At 57.1% G+C, this 16758-nt stretch carries 14 protein-coding genes and 4 tRNA genes; 13 read left to right on the forward strand and 5 right to left on the reverse strand.

The window, feature by feature from the left end; translation table 11 throughout:
* The first annotated feature begins 12 nt into the window (after nucleotides 1-12).
* From wecG to V4835_RS01160, 6 genes are all read left to right on the forward strand, one after another.
* Entirely contained in the window at nucleotides 13-753 is a 741-nt protein-coding gene (wecG, locus tag V4835_RS01135) for a lipopolysaccharide N-acetylmannosaminouronosyltransferase (protein WP_331411026.1), read from the forward strand.
* Nucleotides 754-950: 197 nt separating this feature from the next.
* On the forward strand, nucleotides 951-2336 hold the full coding sequence (thrP, locus tag V4835_RS01140) for a bifunctional threonine/serine APC transporter ThrP (protein WP_331411027.1): 1386 nt from the start codon (nucleotides 951-953) through the stop codon (nucleotides 2334-2336).
* Nucleotides 2337-2438: 102 nt separating this feature from the next.
* Nucleotides 2439-2515, forward strand: a tRNA-Arg gene (locus tag V4835_RS01145).
* Between the two features lie 67 nt (nucleotides 2516-2582).
* Nucleotides 2583-2658: transfer RNA gene (locus V4835_RS01150), tRNA-His, on the forward strand.
* 22 nt (nucleotides 2659-2680) lie between these two features.
* Nucleotides 2681-2766, forward strand: a tRNA-Leu gene (locus V4835_RS01155).
* 46 nt (nucleotides 2767-2812) lie between these two features.
* A tRNA-Pro gene (locus V4835_RS01160) sits at nucleotides 2813-2889 on the forward strand.
* 541 nt (nucleotides 2890-3430) lie between these two features.
* Here the strand turns inward: V4835_RS01160 and hemY are convergent.
* Genes hemY through hemC form a run of 4 tightly spaced genes read right to left on the reverse strand, consistent with a single transcriptional unit; the run spans nucleotide 3431 to nucleotide 7534 of the window.
* On the reverse strand, nucleotides 3431-4630 hold the full coding sequence (hemY, locus tag V4835_RS01165; protein ID WP_063145046.1) for a protoheme IX biogenesis protein HemY: 1200 nt from the start codon (nucleotides 4628-4630) through the stop codon (nucleotides 3431-3433).
* A gap of 2 nt (nucleotides 4631-4632) precedes the next feature.
* Entirely contained in the window at nucleotides 4633-5835 is a 1203-nt protein-coding gene (hemX, locus tag V4835_RS01170) for a uroporphyrinogen-III C-methyltransferase (RefSeq protein WP_331411028.1), read from the reverse strand.
* 20 nt (nucleotides 5836-5855) lie between these two features.
* The gene (gene hemD / locus V4835_RS01175) at nucleotides 5856-6596 is read right to left on the reverse strand and encodes a uroporphyrinogen-III synthase (RefSeq protein WP_331411029.1); all 741 of its coding nucleotides are present in this window, start codon (nucleotides 6594-6596) and stop codon (nucleotides 5856-5858) included.
* Nucleotides 6593-7534, reverse strand: coding sequence for a hydroxymethylbilane synthase (gene hemC, locus V4835_RS01180; RefSeq protein WP_063145024.1), 942 nt, complete (start codon nucleotides 7532-7534; stop codon nucleotides 6593-6595). The genes hemD and hemC overlap by 4 nt, the downstream gene beginning before the upstream one ends.
* Before the next feature lie 350 nt (nucleotides 7535-7884).
* Between hemC and cyaA the strand changes: the two genes are divergently transcribed.
* Complete coding sequence (cyaA, locus tag V4835_RS01185) at nucleotides 7885-10428, forward strand: class I adenylate cyclase (RefSeq protein ID WP_063145023.1); 2544 nt, start codon at nucleotides 7885-7887, stop codon at nucleotides 10426-10428.
* 91 nt (nucleotides 10429-10519) lie between these two features.
* Here cyaA and cyaY read toward each other — a convergent pair whose 3' ends face one another.
* Nucleotides 10520-10840: an iron donor protein CyaY gene (gene cyaY / locus V4835_RS01190; protein ID WP_023333807.1), complete on the reverse strand. Its 321-nt coding sequence runs from the start codon at nucleotides 10838-10840 to the stop codon at nucleotides 10520-10522.
* Nucleotides 10841-10975: 135 nt separating this feature from the next.
* Between cyaY and lptM the strand changes: the two genes are divergently transcribed.
* The 6 genes from lptM (at nucleotide 10976) to uvrD (ending at nucleotide 16628) form a co-directional block, all read left to right on the forward strand.
* Entirely contained in the window at nucleotides 10976-11179 is a 204-nt protein-coding gene (gene lptM, locus V4835_RS01195; RefSeq protein WP_331411030.1) for an LPS translocon maturation chaperone LptM, read from the forward strand.
* A gap of 35 nt (nucleotides 11180-11214) precedes the next feature.
* Complete coding sequence (gene dapF, locus V4835_RS01200) at nucleotides 11215-12039, forward strand: diaminopimelate epimerase (protein ID WP_331411031.1); 825 nt, start codon at nucleotides 11215-11217, stop codon at nucleotides 12037-12039.
* Nucleotides 12036-12743 (forward strand): DUF484 domain-containing protein, encoded by a 708-nt coding sequence (locus tag V4835_RS01205; protein ID WP_331411032.1) that lies wholly within the window; start codon nucleotides 12036-12038, stop codon nucleotides 12741-12743. The genes dapF and V4835_RS01205 overlap by 4 nt, the downstream gene beginning before the upstream one ends.
* Nucleotides 12740-13642, forward strand: coding sequence for a tyrosine recombinase XerC (gene xerC / locus V4835_RS01210; protein WP_331411033.1), 903 nt, complete (start codon nucleotides 12740-12742; stop codon nucleotides 13640-13642). The genes V4835_RS01205 and xerC overlap by 4 nt, the downstream gene beginning before the upstream one ends.
* Entirely contained in the window at nucleotides 13642-14358 is a 717-nt protein-coding gene (yigB, locus tag V4835_RS01215; RefSeq protein ID WP_331411034.1) for a 5-amino-6-(5-phospho-D-ribitylamino)uracil phosphatase YigB, read from the forward strand. The genes xerC and yigB overlap by 1 nt, the downstream gene beginning before the upstream one ends.
* Nucleotides 14359-14465: 107 nt before the next feature.
* Nucleotides 14466-16628: a DNA helicase II gene (gene uvrD / locus V4835_RS01220; protein WP_331411035.1), complete on the forward strand. Its 2163-nt coding sequence runs from the start codon at nucleotides 14466-14468 to the stop codon at nucleotides 16626-16628.
* Nucleotides 16629-16758 lie beyond the last annotated feature (130 nt).

Genomic DNA, 16758 nt, shown 5'->3' on the forward strand with positions numbered 1-16758 from the left:
GTAAGGATAGTAATGACTGATAAAATTTCTGCACCGCGCTATGCGCTACGTGGCCTGCAGCTTATTGGCTGGCGCGACATGCAGCACGCGCTGGACTTTCTGTTCGCCGACGGCCAGATGAAATCCGGTACGCTGGTGGCCATCAACGCGGAAAAAATGCTGGCGGTTGAGGATAATGCGGAAGTCAAAAGCCTGATTGAAGCGGCTGAATTTAAATATGCGGACGGGATCAGCGTGGTCCGCTCTATCCGTAAAAAGTATCCTGACGCTAATGTTTCCCGCGTGGCGGGTGCCGATCTCTGGGAGCAGCTTATGGCCCGCGCAGGTGCGCAGGGCACGCCCGTGTTCCTGATTGGCGGGAAGCCGGAGATACTGGCCCAGACGGAGGAGAAACTGCGTCGTCAATGGAATGTTAATATTGTCGGCAGCCAGGACGGTTACTTCAAACCGGAAGATCGGCAGGCTCTGTTTGAGCGCGTTCGTGACAGCGGGGCGAAAATTGTCACCGTGGCGATGGGGTCCCCGCGCCAGGAGATCCTGATGCGCGACTGCCGTCTGGTCTGTCCGGATGCCCTCTACATGGGCGTCGGCGGCACGTACGACGTCTTTACCGGCCACGTGAAGCGTGCGCCCAAGGTCTGGCAAAATCTGGGGCTAGAGTGGCTGTACCGCCTGCTATCGCAACCGACGCGCATTAAACGACAGATCCGTCTGCTTCGCTACCTCACCTGGCATTACACCGGGAAAATGTAATCAAAATGTAGCGCGATATGCTATTCGCGCTGCAACTCGCCTGCAAAACTGCTGATAATCTGTGCAATGCATTCATTTTTTTAATGCATCGTTTGCCATTTGGCAGATTTTAAGAAACCATTCGCTCCGTATTTTAGTACCCCTAAAAAACAATACCCGGTCTTAAGCCGGGAAACAGCAAACACAACCGAGGATCTATGGCAGAGAAAAAACCGGAGCTACAGCGTGGGCTGGAAGCTCGTCATATTGAATTGATAGCGCTGGGCGGCACTATCGGCGTGGGCCTGTTTATGGGCTCCGCAAGTACGCTCAAATGGGCAGGCCCTTCCGTATTACTGGCGTATATTATCGCCGGGCTGTTTGTCTTCTTCATTATGCGTTCCATGGGCGAAATGCTCTTCCTGGAGCCGGTAACCGGCTCCTTCGCCGTTTACGCGCATCGTTATATGAGCCCGTTCTTCGGCTATCTGACGGCGTGGTCATACTGGTTTATGTGGATGGCGGTGGGCATCTCAGAGATCACCGCGATAGGGGTCTACGTCCAGTTCTGGTTCCCGGACATGGTCCAGTGGATACCCGCGCTCATTGCCGTGGGGCTGGTGGCGCTGGCAAACCTGGCCGCCGTGCGCCTTTACGGTGAAATTGAGTTCTGGTTCGCTATGATCAAAGTCACCACGATTATCGTGATGATTGTCGTCGGCCTGGGCGTGATTTTCTTCGGCTTTGGCAACGGTGGACACGCTATCGGCTTTGGCAACCTGACCGAAAATGGCGGCTTCTTCGCCGGCGGCTGGAAGGGCTTCCTGACGGCGCTGTGTATCGTTGTGGCCTCGTATCAGGGCGTGGAGCTGATCGGTATTACCGCCGGTGAAGCGAAAAACCCGCAGGTCACGCTGCGTAGCGCGGTAGGCAAAGTGCTGTGGCGTATCCTGATTTTCTATGTGGGCGCGATCTTCGTCATCGTGACCATCTTCCCGTGGAACGAAATTGGCACGACCGGTAGCCCGTTTGTATTAACCTTCGCCAAAATTGGTATCACGGCGGCGGCGGGTATCATCAACTTTGTGGTCCTGACGGCAGCGTTGTCTGGCTGTAACAGCGGGATGTACAGCTGCGGGCGTATGCTCTATGCGCTCTCGAAGAACAACCAGCTGCCTGCGGCGATGAGCAAAGTCTCACGTGCTGGCGTGCCGGTGGCGGGGGTGGCGGTCTCCATTGTGATCCTGCTGATTGGCTCTTGCCTGAATTACATCATTCCTAATCCGCAGCGCGTGTTCGTTTACGTCTACAGCGCCAGCGTACTGCCGGGCATGGTGCCGTGGTTTGTTATCCTCATTAGCCAGCTGCGTTTCCGTCAGGCGCATAAAAAGGCGATTGAAAGCCATCCGTTCCGCTCAGTTCTGTTCCCCTATGCGAACTATTTGACGATGGCGTTCCTGATTTGCGTATTAATCGGGATGTACTTTAATGAAGATACCCGCATGTCGCTGTTTGTCGGGGTGATCTTCCTTGCGGCTGTAACGGCTGCATATAAGCTTTTTGGCCTGGGTCGCCGTGCCACCACGCATAAAGTGGAGGAATAAGCGGCAAAATGTGCAAACCATAACCAAACGCGCATTTTTTTCAAAAAAGCACTAGACAGCGGGGACGGAGGTACGTAATATCCAGCCCCGCAACGGCGCTAAGCGCCCGTAGCTCAGCTGGATAGAGCGCTGCCCTCCGGAGGCAGAGGTCTCAGGTTCGAATCCTGTCGGGCGCACCATTTACCCGGTGCTGGAGCTGCGGTGGTCTGAGAAGTAGTCAGTACCGCGTGAGTTAAGAATACAGTGGTGGCTATAGCTCAGTTGGTAGAGCCCTGGATTGTGATTCCAGTTGTCGTGGGTTCGAATCCCATTAGCCACCCCATTATTTGAAAGAGTTGTGAATTGCGAAGGTGGCGGAATTGGTAGACGCGCTAGCTTCAGGTGTTAGTGTCCTTTGGATGTGGGGGTTCGAGTCCCCCCCCTCGCACCACGACTTTTTAAATGAATTGAACTAAAAATTCAAAAAAGCAGTACATCGGCGAGTAGCGCAGCTTGGTAGCGCAACTGGTTTGGGACCAGTGGGTCGGAGGTTCGAATCCTCTCTCGCCGACCAATTTTGAACCCCGCTTCGGCGGGGTTTTTTGTTTTCTGCGATTCTTCATCCCCGTCGTCATTCCCCCAACAACGTCCTTTTTCATTGTCGCAATCCAGCGACATGCAACTTGTTGAAATTTAAATAAATAACTATTTATGGGTTTTGCTGTCTCCTCCTGACGACATATTTCTGCGTTTACCGATATGTTGTAGAGATTAAGACGGCGCTCAACAGCATAATTTCCTTTTATCTTAAAATGTTGCGTCATGTAAAACTTCTGGATGTCATGTTGGCACGTTACGTGCAATAATATGCGTGTAGATGCTCATTCCATCTCTTATGTTCGCCTTAGTGCCTCATAAACTCAGGAATGACGCAGAGCCATTTACGGTGCTTATCGTCCACTGACAGATGTCGCTTCGGCCTCATCAGACACCATGGACATAACGTTGAGTGAAGCACCAAATATGTTGTCTTACAGACCTGTTTTAACGCCTGCTTTTATAGCAGGCGTTTTTTTATGGGCGTAAAAAAGGAGGCCGTCTGGCCTCCTTTTTCTTTACTGCTGCGTACCGTTATTTTGCAGCGTCAATAGCAACCCATCACGCCGCATGGCGGCTGCCTCTTCCGGCTTATGCTGCTTGTCCAGCGTATCGGCAAGCCATGCGTAGTCAAAGGCATCAGGACGCTGTTTCAGCGCCGCGCGGAAGGCGAGGCTCGCCTCCTGCCATTCGCCGTGCTTCATCAGCGATTGACCAAGCGTGCTCCACAGCAGCGGGCGGTCACCGACGGTTTTAATCTGCTGACGCAGTATTTTTTCGATTTGCTCAGGGTTATTGGTTTTCAGGCGTGGGATTACCATCACCAGACGATCGTCGTACTGGCGCTTCAGACCGTCGAGAAGGATTTCCTGAGCCGTGTCATGATCGTCACATTCAATGAGATGTTCCGCCATGGCAACCTGCAGAGGAACCTGCTGGCGCGTTTTACGGCTCTGATTCTTCCACCACGTTTTCAGACCGTCGCTGCCCAGGTCGGCGCGCGCCTGATCCATCAGACCAATCCATGCCAGACGCTGAAGCTCATCACGATGTTCATCGTCGCCTACCTCGGCCTTCGCCATTGACGGAATGATGTCCAGCAGCGAGCCCCACGCGCCGGTACGAATATAGGCCTGCTCGGCAAGACGCAGCACTTCCGGATGGCGTGGCGCAACTTCCAGCAGACGATCGATACCGTGGCGAGCCGCGTGATTTTCATTGCGCGCCAGCTGCAGACGAACGCGCGTGATTTCTACCGGAATCGGGTCGCCGTGAGCCAGCTCAGCCGCCCGCTCCAGGTGCTGATTGGCGCGGGCTTCGTCACCGCGCTGCTGCGCCGCTTCGGCTGCGAGCAGATAATTCACCACCGGCTGTTCGGCATGGTCGGCGTTTTTCGACATCAGCTTTTCAACCTGCTGATAGTCACCCTCGGCAAGCTTAAGCAGCGCCTGTTCGGTCTGCTTACGGGCGCGGCGACGTTTACGGCCAACGAACCAGCCGCGCGTGTGGGCACCGGTGCGGAAAATACGGCGCAGGATCCACTCGATCGCAAACAGCACCACCACGCCGAGGATCAGAATGATCGTCAGGCCCGTTACGCTGGTTTCGATGTTGTAGTTATCGGTCTGGATCAGGACGTAGCCCTGATGACCCGCAAGCATGGGGCCCAGCACGATCCCGGCGATCAGCAGGACGAAGAGTAAGAGAACTTTTAGCATCATTACTCTCCCTGCGGTGCGCTTTCAGACGCGGGTGCGGAAGCAGGAGCGGCTGCCGCTCCGCCCGACGGCTCTGCCGGCACGCCCGGCTGCGCCAGAAGGTTACGTACGCGCGTCTGCATCAGTTTCTCCAGAATCGGCTGGCTGGCCAGCTTATCCGGCACGTTCATGGTGATGTTCTGCTGGCTCAGCTTATCAATGTCTTCGAGGAAGGCGGTGGTCGTCGCATCATCGGTGTTGTAGTAGGCGCGTACCCACGTTGAGACGTTATCCAGCGCCTGTTTGTAGGTCTCTTCCTGATGACGCGGCACGGCCTGCGCCGCCACCAGCAAGCGGGAACGAATGTTCTCGCGCAGATAGATATCCTGGTTCGGCGCCAGCAGCGGCACGGCGGTTTCGTCGCGACGGCGGATAGTGATGAAGCTGTCCATAAAGTTCTGCCAGCTTTTCTGCAGGTTTATGCGCCATTCGCTCAGGGAGCTGGAAAGCTCGGTACCGTCGGAATCCATCGGGGAGTCGTCGTCGTTATTATCCGCCAGCTGCAGGTTATCAATCTGATTCGAAAGCTGGTTCACCTTGAGGATAATGCCGTCGTAATCCACCTGCGAGACGGCGGAGAGGCTGGCGATATCTTCGGTGATCGCGCGACGGGCAGCGATGAGGCTCGGGTCGTTCATGTCTGCCAGGCTCGCATCGGCGCTTTTCAGCAGCGCGGCGGCAGTGGTGACGTCCTGATCGCTCCAGAGCTTACGTCCGGCGAGCTTCACCAGGAAGTCAGCCTGCGAGAGCAGCCAGGTTTTGGCATCGGTGCCGGAAATCGTGGCGACTTTCTGCTGCACGTCACCCAGCTGTTTGGTCAGCTCTTCCTGTTTGCTGTTCGCCTCGGCAAGCGCGGCGGCCTGCTGCTTAATCACCGCTTCCAGCTCGGTTTTCTGCGTCTCCTGCGCTTTTTGCAGGGCGGTGAGCTGATTCACCAGCGCATCGCTGGTGGACGTTTGATTAGCCCCCTGTTGCTTCACCAGACCGTACAGGCCCACCCCTGCTGCCAGCGCAATGGCGATGGCAATCGCGCTCAGCGTGAGGCTCGTTTTGTTGCTGCCGTTTTTCTTCTCAGCGGTTTTCTCTGTCGTCTCTGGCTGTGGCGTCGTCTCCACAGTCTCCCTGGTCTCTTCAACCACGGCGGAGGATTTGTCGTGTTCCGTCATTATGGCTTCCCATTTGAGAGTTATTGTAATGCGCGCAGCAGCGCATCGTTGTCGGCGTTATCAGCGATCCGAATATCCTGCCAGCCCAGTTCCCGGGCCTGGTTCGCCAGACGCTCACTGACGACCAGAAGCCGACAGCGGAGTAACCAGTTTTCGCGATACCAAAGCGGTATCAGCGACCAAAGCTGTTGTAACATTTCACCGCTGGTGACCACCAGCGTATTAATGCCGCGCGCGTGCCAGCGCATCGCCTCTTCCGCGCCATCGTAGTGTTTTGCACAGCGCTGATAGCACTCAATGAACGTCACGTCTGCACCACGCTCACGCAGCGTTTCGCCCAGCAGTTCGCGGCCACCGTTACCGCGCAAAATGAGCGCACGCTTTCCGGCAACAGTTTGTAATTCAGGTAATTGTAGCAAGACTTCGCTGATTTCCCGATCTAAAGGGTAACGAACGTCCGCGCTGCTTACGGTATGCAGCGCCAGTGCCGTTGTGCGGCCAATCGCGAAATAGCGGGGGGCGGTTGGCCAGGTCAAACCCTGCTGTTGCAGCTGCGCGTGGGCAAATTCTACGGCATGTTGCGACAGCGCAAACAGCAGGTCGCCTTCCTGAAGGGTATTCATCTGGTCGGCGAGCGCAGAGAGCTCCCGACCGGGGGAGAATTCAATGAGCGGAAAACTCCAGGCCACCTGCCCCAGTGCGCGCAGACGGCTCACTAACTGCTCTCCTGCGGGAGAAGGGCGGGTGACGAGAATACTCATGCAGGGGGCTCTCCATTATAAACGTCAGCCAGAATCTCGCGGGCGCCGTTATCCAGCAGCTCTTCAGCCAGCGACACGCCAAGCTGCTCGGCATCTTGCGCTTTACCGCGACGTTCGCCGCGTACCATCTGCGAACCGTCAGGGGCGCCCACCAGCGCGCGCAGCCACAGTTCACCTTCTGTTAATTCAGCATAGCTGCCAATCGGTACCTGGCATCCCCCTTCGAGGCGGGTATTCATTGCACGCTCGGCTTTTACGCGAATAGCGGTCTCGTCATGGTTCAGCGGTGCCAGCAGTTCGCGGGTACGCACATCGTCCAGACGGCACTCGATGCCGACGGCTCCCTGGCCCACGGCCGGCAGCGACAGCTCTGGCGGCATCGCCACGCGAATGCGCGACTCCAGCCCCAGACGCTTCAGGCCGGCAACGGCGAGAATAATGGCATCGTACTCGCCGTTATCCAGCTTGCCCAGACGCGTGCCGACGTTACCGCGCAGCGAGCGAATGATCAGGTCAGGACGACGTTCTGCGAGCTGACACTGACGGCGTAAACTGGACGTGCCAACCACGCTACCTTCTGGCAGCGCGTCGAGGGAGTCATAGTGGTTAGAGACAAACGCATCGCGCGGATCTTCGCGCTCGCAGATGGTCACCAGCCCCAGCCCTTCAGGGAACTCGACGGGCACGTCTTTCATCGAATGTACGGCGATATCGGCGCGGTTCTCAAGCAATGCCAGTTCCAGTTCTTTGACAAACAGGCCTTTGCCGCCCACTTTCGCCAGGGGCGTATCGAGGATCACGTCACCGCGCGTGACCATCGGCACCAGCTCGACGCGCAATCCACTGTGGCAGGCTTCAAGGCGCTGCTTCACATAATGTGCCTGCCAGAGCGCGAGAGGGCTTTGGCGTGTGGCAATTCTCAAAACATTGTCTAACATGCTTGTTACCGTCATTATCAATCGCTAACCATCCTAACATTGTTGACTCTGGGATGGCAGTTTTACGGTTGATGAAGCGTGAGAGGGACAAGGCGGCGTATTCGTCAGCCATAGCCGTATTCAGGAATTTACACGTACAGAACGGTGCTACACTTGTATGTAGCGCATCTTTCTTTACGGTCAACCGGCAAGGTGTTAAATTGATCACGTTTTAGACCATTTTTTCGTCGCTACCACCAAAAATGATAAGGGCGAAAAAGGGTAACGGTTATCTTTTTGAAATACTGCGGGCCCGCTGTTATTCGTGTTTTGAATAGCTTGCGCCACCCGGAAACATCAGGCGATACGTCTTGTACCTCTATATTGAGACTCTGAAACAGAGACTGGATGCCATAAATCAACTGCGTGTGGATCGCGCGCTTGCTGCCATGGGCCCTGCTTTCCAGCAGGTATACAGTCTGCTGCCGACATTATTGCACTATCACCATCCGCTGATGCCTGGCTACCTTGACGGTAACGTTCCCCAGGGCATTTGCCTTTTCACGCCTGATGAAACCCAACAGCATTACCTGAACGAGCTGGAACTCTACCGCGGCATGCCGCCACAGGAGTCCCCGAAAGGTGAACTGCCGATTACCGGCGTTTACTCTATGGGGAGCACCTCATCGGTAGGGCAAAGCTGTTCTTCGGACCTGGACATCTGGGTCTGTCATCAGTCCTGGCTCGATAACGACGAGCGTCAGCTGCTGCAGCGCAAGTGCAGCCTGCTGGAGAGCTGGGCGGCCTCGCTCGGTGTGGAAGTGAGCTTCTTCCTGATTGATGAAAACCGTTTCCGCCATAACGAAAGCGGCAGTCTGGGTGGTGAGGACTGCGGCTCGACTCAGCACATCTTATTGCTGGATGAATTTTACCGTTCTGCTGTGCGTCTGGCCGGGAAGCGTATTCTGTGGAATATGGTCCCGTGCGAAGAAGAAGAGCATTACGATGACTACGTCATGTCGCTTTACGCGCAGGGCGTACTGACGCCAAACGAATGGCTGGACCTCGGCGGTCTGAGCTCTCTGTCAGCAGAAGAGTACTTTGGCGCAAGCCTCTGGCAGCTCTATAAAAGTATCGACTCACCGTACAAAGCGGTGCTGAAAACGCTGCTGCTGGAAGCCTATTCCTGGGAATACCCTACGCCGCGCCTGCTGGCGAAAGATATCAAGCAGCGTTTGCACGACGGGGAGATCGTCTCCTTCGGGCTGGACGCCTACTGCATGATGCTGGAGCGCGTGACCGAATACCTGAAAGCCATTGATGACACCACGCGTCTTGACCTGGTGCGTCGATGTTTCTATCTCAAAGTCTGTGAGAAATTGAGCCGCGAGCGCGCCTGCGTGGGCTGGCGTCGTGAAGTGGTCAGTCAGTTAGTGAAAGAGTGGGGATGGGACGAAGCGCGTCTGTCCATGCTCGACAACCGGGCCAACTGGAAAATCGATCAGGTGCGTGAAGCGCACAACGAACTGCTCGATGCGATGATGCAAAGCTACCGTAACCTGATCCGCTTTGCGCGCCGTAACAACCTCAGCGTTTCCGCCAGCCCGCAGGACATCGGGGTCTTGACCCGTAAGCTGTACGCCGCGTTTGAAGCGCTGCCGGGTAAAGTCACCCTGGTTAACCCGCAGATTTCGCCAGACCTGTCAGAACCAAACCTGACCTTTATCTACGTACCGCCGGGCCGCGCAAACCGCACCGGGTGGTATCTGTATAACCGTGCGCCAAGCATGGATTCGATCGTCAGCCATCAGCCGCTGGAATATAACCGCTACCTGAACAAGCTGGTGGCCTGGGCCTGGTTTAACGGCCTGCTGACCTCGCGCACGCGCCTGTTTATCAAAGGCAACGAGGTGGTTGATCTCGCTAAGCTGCAGGAGATGGTCGCGGATGTGTCGCACCACTTCCCGCTGCGTCTGCCTGCCCCAACGCCGAAAGCGCTCTACAGCCCGTGCGAGATTCGCCATCTGGCGATTATCGTCAACCTGGAATACGACCCGACGGCGGCCTTCCGCAATCAGGTGGTCCACTTTGACTTCCGCAAGCTGGACGTCTTTAGCTTTGGCGAGCAGCAAAACTGCCTGGTGGGCAGCGTGGACCTGCTGTACCGCAACTCGTGGAACGAAGTGCGTACCCTGCATTTCAACGGCGAGCAGGCGATGATCGAAGCGCTGAAAACCATTCTCGGCAAGATGCACCAGGATGCCGCACCGCCGGACAGCGTTGAAGTGTTCTGCTACAGCCAGCATCTGCGCGGTTTAATTCGTACCCGCGTGCAGCAGCTGGTTTCTGAATGTATCGAACTGCGTCTCTCCAGTACCCGTCAGGAAACCGGGCGCTTTAAAGCGCTGCGCGTCTCCGGCCAGACCTGGGGCCTGTTCTTCGAGCGCCTGAACGTGTCGGTACAGAAGCTGGAAAACGCCATCGAGTTCTACGGCGCGATTTCACACAACAAGCTGCATGGCCTGTCGGTGCAGGTGGAAACCAACCACGTTAAGCTGCCGCAGGTGGTGGACGGATTCGCCAGTGAAGGGATTATTCAGTTCTTCTTTGAAGAGTCGGGCGAGGACGCCGGGTTCAACATCTATATTCTGGATGAGACCAACCGCGCCGAGGTGTATCACCACTGTGAAGGCAGTAAAGAGGAGCTGGTGCGCGACGTCAGCCGCTTCTATTCCTCTTCGCATGACCGTTTCACCTACGGCTCAAGCTTTATCAACTTTAACCTGCCGCAGTTCTACCAGATCGTGAACGTCGATGGTCGTACGCAGGTGATCCCGTTCCGGACCCAGGCCGTAACGCCTGCCGTGCCTGCCAATCAGGAAACCGCGCCGCTGTTGCAGCAGTATTTCTCCTGAGCCTTTTCGCCGGGTGGCGCTGACGCTTACCCGGCCTACGGTTCGAGCCGTTGTAGGCCCGGTAAGGCGTAGCCGCCACCGGGCAACAAAACTACCTGAAACTCACAGCCTCACCCGCCTGCGCCGTCGCCGCCTGTTCCAGCAGATCCCAGAACGGTACCCCGCTACGGTCGCAAACCCATTCCCCGTCTTTCAGATCGAAATGATAGCCGCCCTGTTTAGCGGCTAACCAGACCTGGTGAAGCGGCTCCTGGCGGTTAATAATAATTTTGCTGCCATTTTCGAAGCTCAGGGTCAGAATGCCGCCGTTGATTTCACAATCGATATCGCTGTCGCCGTCCCAGTCGTCAAGACGCTCTTCGATGGTCATCCACAGGTTGTCGGCAAGGCGATGGAATTCACTGTCGTTCATGGTTTTGTTCCTGTTTTTCGTGATGCCGGCAGTATAACCCTAAATAATTCCCGTTGCAGGAAAGCGGCAAACTCTTGCTTTTGTGTCTTCTCCTGCGATGATAGAAACAGATTTGAACTTACGGGCAACTTTATAATGAAAAACGCTTTCCGAACGCTTGCCGTTCTCATCACGCTGTTTAGCCTGACTGGCTGCGGACTGAAGGGACCACTTTACTTCCCACCTGCGGATAAAACCGAGCCGCCGCCGACGAAACCCGTGCAAAGCGGTATTGAGTCTACCACGCCAAATACTAACGATCGTGGCGACAACGGTGGCCCGACTCAGGTTAATCTCTGACGAAAACGTTCTGTACCCGCGCAATGGAGCAAATGATGCAGTTCTCTAAAATGCATGGCCTTGGCAACGATTTTATGGTCGTCGACGCGGTAACGCAGAATGTGTTTTTCTCCCCGGAACTGATCCGTCGCCTGGCGGATCGGCATCTGGGCGTGGGGTTCGATCAGCTGCTGGTGGTCGAGCCACCGTACGATCCCGACCTTGATTTCCACTACCGTATTTTTAACGCCGACGGCAGCGAAGTTAACCAGTGCGGCAACGGCGCGCGCTGTTTTGCCCGCTTTGTCCGCCTGAAAGGGCTGACCAACAAGCGTGATATTCGCGTCAGCACGGCCAATGGTCGCATGGTGCTCAGCGTCACCGATGATGAACTGGTGCGCGTGAACATGGGCGAGCCAAACTTCGAGCCCTCCGTCGTGCCGTTTCGCGCAAACAAAGCGGAAAAGACCTATATTATGCGTGCGGCCGAGCAGACAGTATTGTGCGGCGTCGTCTCAATGGGTAACCCACACTGCGTGATTCAGGTTGATGATGTGGAAACCGCCGCGGTCGAAACGCTCGGCCCGGTGCTGGAAAACCACGAACGTTTCCCTGAGCGCGCAAACATCGGCTTTATGCAGGTGGTGCAGCGCGAGCACATTCGCCTGCGGGTTTACGAGCGCGGCGCGGGCGAGACGCAGGCCTGCGGAAGCGGCGCCTGTGCTGCGGTGGCCGTGGGCATCTCTCAGGGGTTACTGGCAGAAGAGGTTCGCGTTGAGTTACCGGGCGGTCGGCTTGATATCGCCTGGAAAGGACCGGGTCATCCACTGTACATGACTGGCCCGGCGGCACATGTCTATGACGGGTTTATCCATCTATGAAACAACCAGGGGAAGAACTGCAGGAAACAGTGACGGAGCTGGACGACAGAGCTGTTGTTGATTATCTGCTGCGCAATCCTGAGTTTTTTATTCGCAATGCACGCGTCGTCGAAGAGATGCGCGTGCCGCATCCGGTCCGCGGGACCGTGTCGCTGGTCGAATGGCACATGGCGCGCTCGCGCAACCACATCAATCAGCTTGAAGAGAACATGACGCTGCTGATGGAGCAGGCCAGCACCAACGAAAGCCTGTTTTATCGACTGCTGAATCTGCAGGCGCGTCTGGCGTCGGCGCACAGTCTCGAAGAGTTCCTCAGCCGCTTCCACCGCTGGGCCCGGGAGCTGGGGCTGGCAGGCGCAACGATTCGTCTGTTCCCTGACCGCTGGCGCATTGGCGCGCCGTCGGGGTTTACCCATCTGGCGCTCAGCCGTCAGGCGTTTGAACCGCTGCGCATTCAGCGTCTGGGCCATGAACACCACTACCTGGGGCCGCTGAACGGGCCTGAGCTGCTGGTGGTATTACCGGAAGCCAAAGCGATTGGCTCGGTAGCGATGTCGCTGATGGGGCGCGATGGCGATCTGGGGGTGATGTTATTTACCAGCCGCGATGCGCATCACTATGAGCAGGGGCAAGCCACGCACCTGCTGCAGGAGATCGCCCTGATGCTCCCCGAGCTTCTGGAGCGCTGGATTGAGCGCGTATGACGGACGGACTGCTCGCCACTGACGTCTCGCGCTTTCTGCGCTATCTGGGCGTGGAGCGTCAGCTTAGCCCCATTACCCTGCTCAACTACCAGCGTCAGCTTGATGCCATCATGCAGATTGCCGACGAAATCGGCCTGAAAAGCTGGCAACAATGTGACGCTGCGACGGTACGCGGGTTCGTCGTGCGTAGCCGTAAAAAAAATCTCAGCCCGGCGAGCCTGGCACTCAGGCTCTCAGCGCTGCGCAGTTTCTTCGACTGGCTGGTCAGCCAGGGGGGCTTAAAAGCCAACCCGGCAAAAGGGATCGCCACGCCGAAAGCACCGCGCCATCTGCCTAAAAATATCGACGTCGACGACGTAAACCGCCTGCTGGATATCGACCTTAACGATCCGCTGGCCGTGCGCGACCGCGCGATGCTTGAGGTGATGTACGGTGCCGGGCTGCGTCTGTCAGAGCTGGTTAATCTTGATATAAAACACCTCGATCTGGAGTCCGGTGAAGTGTGGGTGATGGGTAAGGGCAGCAAAGAGCGCCGCCTGCCGATTGGCCGCAATGCGGTCTCCTGGATTGAGCACTGGCTTGACCTGCGCGGGCTGTTTGGCACCGAAGAGGATGCGCTGTTCCTGTCGAAACTTGGCAAACGGATCTCGGCGCGTAACGTGCAGAAGCGCTTTGCGGAGTGGGGCATTAAGCAGGGGCTGAACAGCCACGTTCACCCGCACAAGCTGCGCCACTCCTTTGCGACACACATGCTTGAGTCGAGCGGCGATCTGCGCGGCGTGCAGGAACTGCTTGGTCACGCAAATCTGTCGACCACCCAAATCTATACCCACTTAGACTTCCAACACCTTGCCTCGGTGTATGACGCGGCGCATCCACGCGCCAAACGGGGGAAATAATGCGTTTTTACCGCCCACTTGGTCAGATCTCAGCCCTGACGTTTGACCTTGATGACACCCTTTATGACAACCGCGAGGTGATCCTGCGTACCGAGCAGGAGTCGCTGGCGTTTGTGCAGAACTACCATCCCGCGCTGAAAGCGATACAGAACAAGGACTTTCAGAAGCTGCGTCAGTCCCTGCGTGAGACCGAGCCGGACATTTACCACGACGTGACCGAATGGCGTCGTCGTGCGGTTGAGCAGGCGATGCTCAACGTGGGCCTGAGCGTGCAGGACGCGGCCATCGGGGCCGAAGCGGCAATGGAAAACTTCGCCAAATGGCGCAGCCGTATCGACGTGCCGCAGGAGACCCACGAGACGCTGGCGAAGCTTGCTGAAAAGTGGCCGCTGGTGGCCATCACCAACGGCAATGCCCAGCCCGAGCTGTTTGGCCTCAGCGATTACTTTGAATTTGTGCTGCGCGCAGGCCCTCACGGGCGCGCGAAGCCGTTTAGCGATATGTACCATCTGGCGGCGGATAAGCTTAACCTGCCGCTGGGTAACATTCTGCACGTGGGGGATGACCTGACCACGGACGTGGCCGGGGCTATCCGCTGCGGCATGCAGTCCTGCTGGATCAAGCCGGAAAACGCCGACCTGATGACCACGCTGGACAGCCGTCTTCTGCCGCACGTGGAAATTTCACGGTTGGCATCCCTCACGACGCTGATATAATCACCAGTAATATTGTATAAATTACCAGGGGTTTGCAGTTGTAGGCCCGGTAAGCGAAGCGCCACCGGGCGTTTTGCTGTGTTCCTGAATACTATGTGACGGTGCCAATGGACGTTTCTTACCTGCTCGACAGCCTTAATGACAAACAGCGTGACGCGGTTGCCGCCTCGCGCACCAACATGCTGGTGCTGGCTGGGGCGGGCAGTGGTAAGACGCGCGTGCTGGTTCACCGTATCGCCTGGCTGCAAAGCGTGGAGAACTGCTCGCCGTACTCCATCATGGCGGTGACGTTTACCAACAAGGCGGCGGCAGAGATGCGCCACCGTATTGCCCAGCTGATGGGCACCAGCCAGGGCGGCATGTGGGTCGGCACCTTCCACGGCCTGGCGCACCGCCTGCTGCGCGCGCACCATATGGACGCCAACCTGCCGCAGGATTTCCAGATCCTCGACAGCGAAGACCAGCTCCGCTTGCTGAAGCGCCTGATCAAGGCGATGAACCTCGACGAGAAGCAGTGGCCGCCGCGTCAGGCAATGTGGTACATCAACGGCCAGAAAGACGAGGGGCTGCGTCCGCATCACATTCAGAGCTTCGGTAACCCGGTCGAGCAGACCTGGCAGAACGTCTACAAGGCCTATCAGGAAGCGTGCGATCGCGCCGGTCTGGTGGATTTCGCTGAACTGCTGCTGCGCGCCCACGAGCTGTGGCTCAACAAGCCGCATATTCTGCAGCACTACCGTGAACGCTTTACCAATATCCTGGTGGACGAGTTCCAGGATACCAACAACATCCAGTACGCGTGGATCCGCCTGTTGGCCGGCGATACCGGCAAGGTGATGATCGTGGGCGATGATGACCAGTCGATTTACGGCTGGCGCGGGGCGCAGGTAGAAAACATCCAGCGCTTCCTCAACGATTTCCCCGGCGCGGAAACCATCCGTCTGGAGCAGAACTACCGTTCAACCAGCAACATCCTGAGCGCGGCCAACGCCCTCATTGAGAACAACAACGGGCGTCTGGGTAAAAAGCTGTGGACCGACGGCGTCGACGGCGAACCGATTTCGATTTACTGCGCCTTCAACGAGCTCGACGAAGCCCGCTTCGTGGTGAACCGCATTAAAACCTGGCAGGACAACGGCGGCGCGCTGGAGCAGTGCGCCATTCTCTACCGCAGCAACGCCCAGTCGCGCGTGCTGGAAGAGGCGCTGCTGCAGGTGAGCATGCCGTACCGCATTTACGGCGGCATGCGATTCTTCGAGCGTCAGGAGATCAAAGATGCGCTGTCGTATCTGCGCCTCATTGCTAACCGCAACGACGACGCGGCGTTTGAACGCGTGGTCAACACGCCAACGCGCGGCATTGGCGACCGCACGCTGGACGTAGTGCGTCAGGCCTCGCGCGATCGCCAGTTGACGCTGTGGCAGGCGTGCCGCGAGCTGCTGCAGGAAAAAGCCCTCGCCGGGCGCGCCGCCAGCGCATTGCAGCGCTTCCTTGAGCTGATTGACGCCCTGGCGCAGGAAACTGCCGACATGCCGCTGCACGTGCAGACCGACCGGGTGATTAAAGACTCCGGCCTGCGCACTATGTACGAGCAGGAAAAAGGTGAAAAGGGCCAGACCCGTATTGAGAACTTAGAGGAACTGGTGACGGCAACGCGCCAGTTCAGCTACAACGAAGAAGACGAAGACCTGATGCCGCTGCAGGCGTTCCTCTCCCACGCCGCGCTGGAAGCGGGTGAGGGGCAGGCGGACACCTGGCAGGATGCGGTTCAGCTGATGACCCTGCACTCCGCCAAAGGCCTGGAGTTCCCGCAGGTGTTTATCGTTGGCATGGAAGAGGGGATGTTCCCGAGCCAGATGTCGCTGGATGAGGGCGGTCGTCTGGAAGAAGAGCGTCGTCTGGCCTACGTGGGCGTGACGCGTGCGATGCAAAAGCTGACGCTGACCTACGCGGAAACCCGCCGTTTGTACGGCAAAGAGGTCTATCACCGTCCGTCGCGCTTTATTGGCGAACTGCCGGAAGCGTGCGTGGAAGAGGTGCGTCTGCGTGCCAGTATCAGCCGTCCGGTCAGCCATCAGCGCATGGGCTCGCCGATTGCGGAAACCGACACCGGCTACAAGCTGGGCCAGCGCGTGCGTCATTCGAAGTTTGGCGAAGGCACCATTGTGAATCTGGAAGGCAGCGGCGAGCACAGCCGTCTGCAGGTGGCGTTCCAGGGGCAGGGTATCAAATGGCTGGTGGCGGCCTATGCGAAGCTGGAAACAGTCTAACATTCAGAAAAATATCATTATTTTGTAATAATCTGCTAGCCTTATACATTGAAGGTCAATTAATGCCCTTCAGCGTTCCGTTGCGTGTTGACGCCACAGTTATAGCTGGCGTAACATGCGCGCACGATTA

It is taken from the genome of Enterobacter cloacae complex sp. CARB60 (assembly GCF_036487345.1).
In the GTDB taxonomy this organism is placed as follows: Bacteria; Pseudomonadota; Gammaproteobacteria; order Enterobacterales; family Enterobacteriaceae; genus Enterobacter; species Enterobacter asburiae_D.

What these genes read in the sequence shown, in the direction of transcription:
- wecG (WP_331411026.1), top strand. Translation starts at nt 13, where the DNA reads ATGACTGATAAAATTTCTGCACCGCGCTATGCGCTACGTGGCCTGCAG.
- thrP (WP_331411027.1), top strand. Translation starts at nt 951, where the DNA reads ATGGCAGAGAAAAAACCGGAGCTACAGCGTGGGCTGGAAGCTCGTCAT.
- hemY (WP_063145046.1), bottom strand. Translation starts at nt 4,630, where the DNA reads ATGCTAAAAGTTCTCTTACTCTTCGTCCTGCTGATCGCCGGGATCGTG.
- hemX (WP_331411028.1), bottom strand. Translation starts at nt 5,835, where the DNA reads ATGACGGAACACGACAAATCCTCCGCCGTGGTTGAAGAGACCAGGGAG.
- hemD (WP_331411029.1), bottom strand. Translation starts at nt 6,596, where the DNA reads ATGAGTATTCTCGTCACCCGCCCTTCTCCCGCAGGAGAGCAGTTAGTG.
- hemC (WP_063145024.1), bottom strand. Translation starts at nt 7,534, where the DNA reads ATGTTAGACAATGTTTTGAGAATTGCCACACGCCAAAGCCCTCTCGCG.
- cyaY (WP_023333807.1), bottom strand. Translation starts at nt 10,840, where the DNA reads ATGAACGACAGTGAATTCCATCGCCTTGCCGACAACCTGTGGATGACC.
- lptM (WP_331411030.1), top strand. Translation starts at nt 10,976, where the DNA reads ATGAAAAACGCTTTCCGAACGCTTGCCGTTCTCATCACGCTGTTTAGC.
- dapF (WP_331411031.1), top strand. Translation starts at nt 11,215, where the DNA reads ATGCAGTTCTCTAAAATGCATGGCCTTGGCAACGATTTTATGGTCGTC.
- V4835_RS01205 (WP_331411032.1), top strand. Translation starts at nt 12,036, where the DNA reads ATGAAACAACCAGGGGAAGAACTGCAGGAAACAGTGACGGAGCTGGAC.
- xerC (WP_331411033.1), top strand. Translation starts at nt 12,740, where the DNA reads ATGACGGACGGACTGCTCGCCACTGACGTCTCGCGCTTTCTGCGCTAT.
- yigB (WP_331411034.1), top strand. Translation starts at nt 13,642, where the DNA reads ATGCGTTTTTACCGCCCACTTGGTCAGATCTCAGCCCTGACGTTTGAC.
- uvrD (WP_331411035.1), top strand. Translation starts at nt 14,466, where the DNA reads ATGGACGTTTCTTACCTGCTCGACAGCCTTAATGACAAACAGCGTGAC.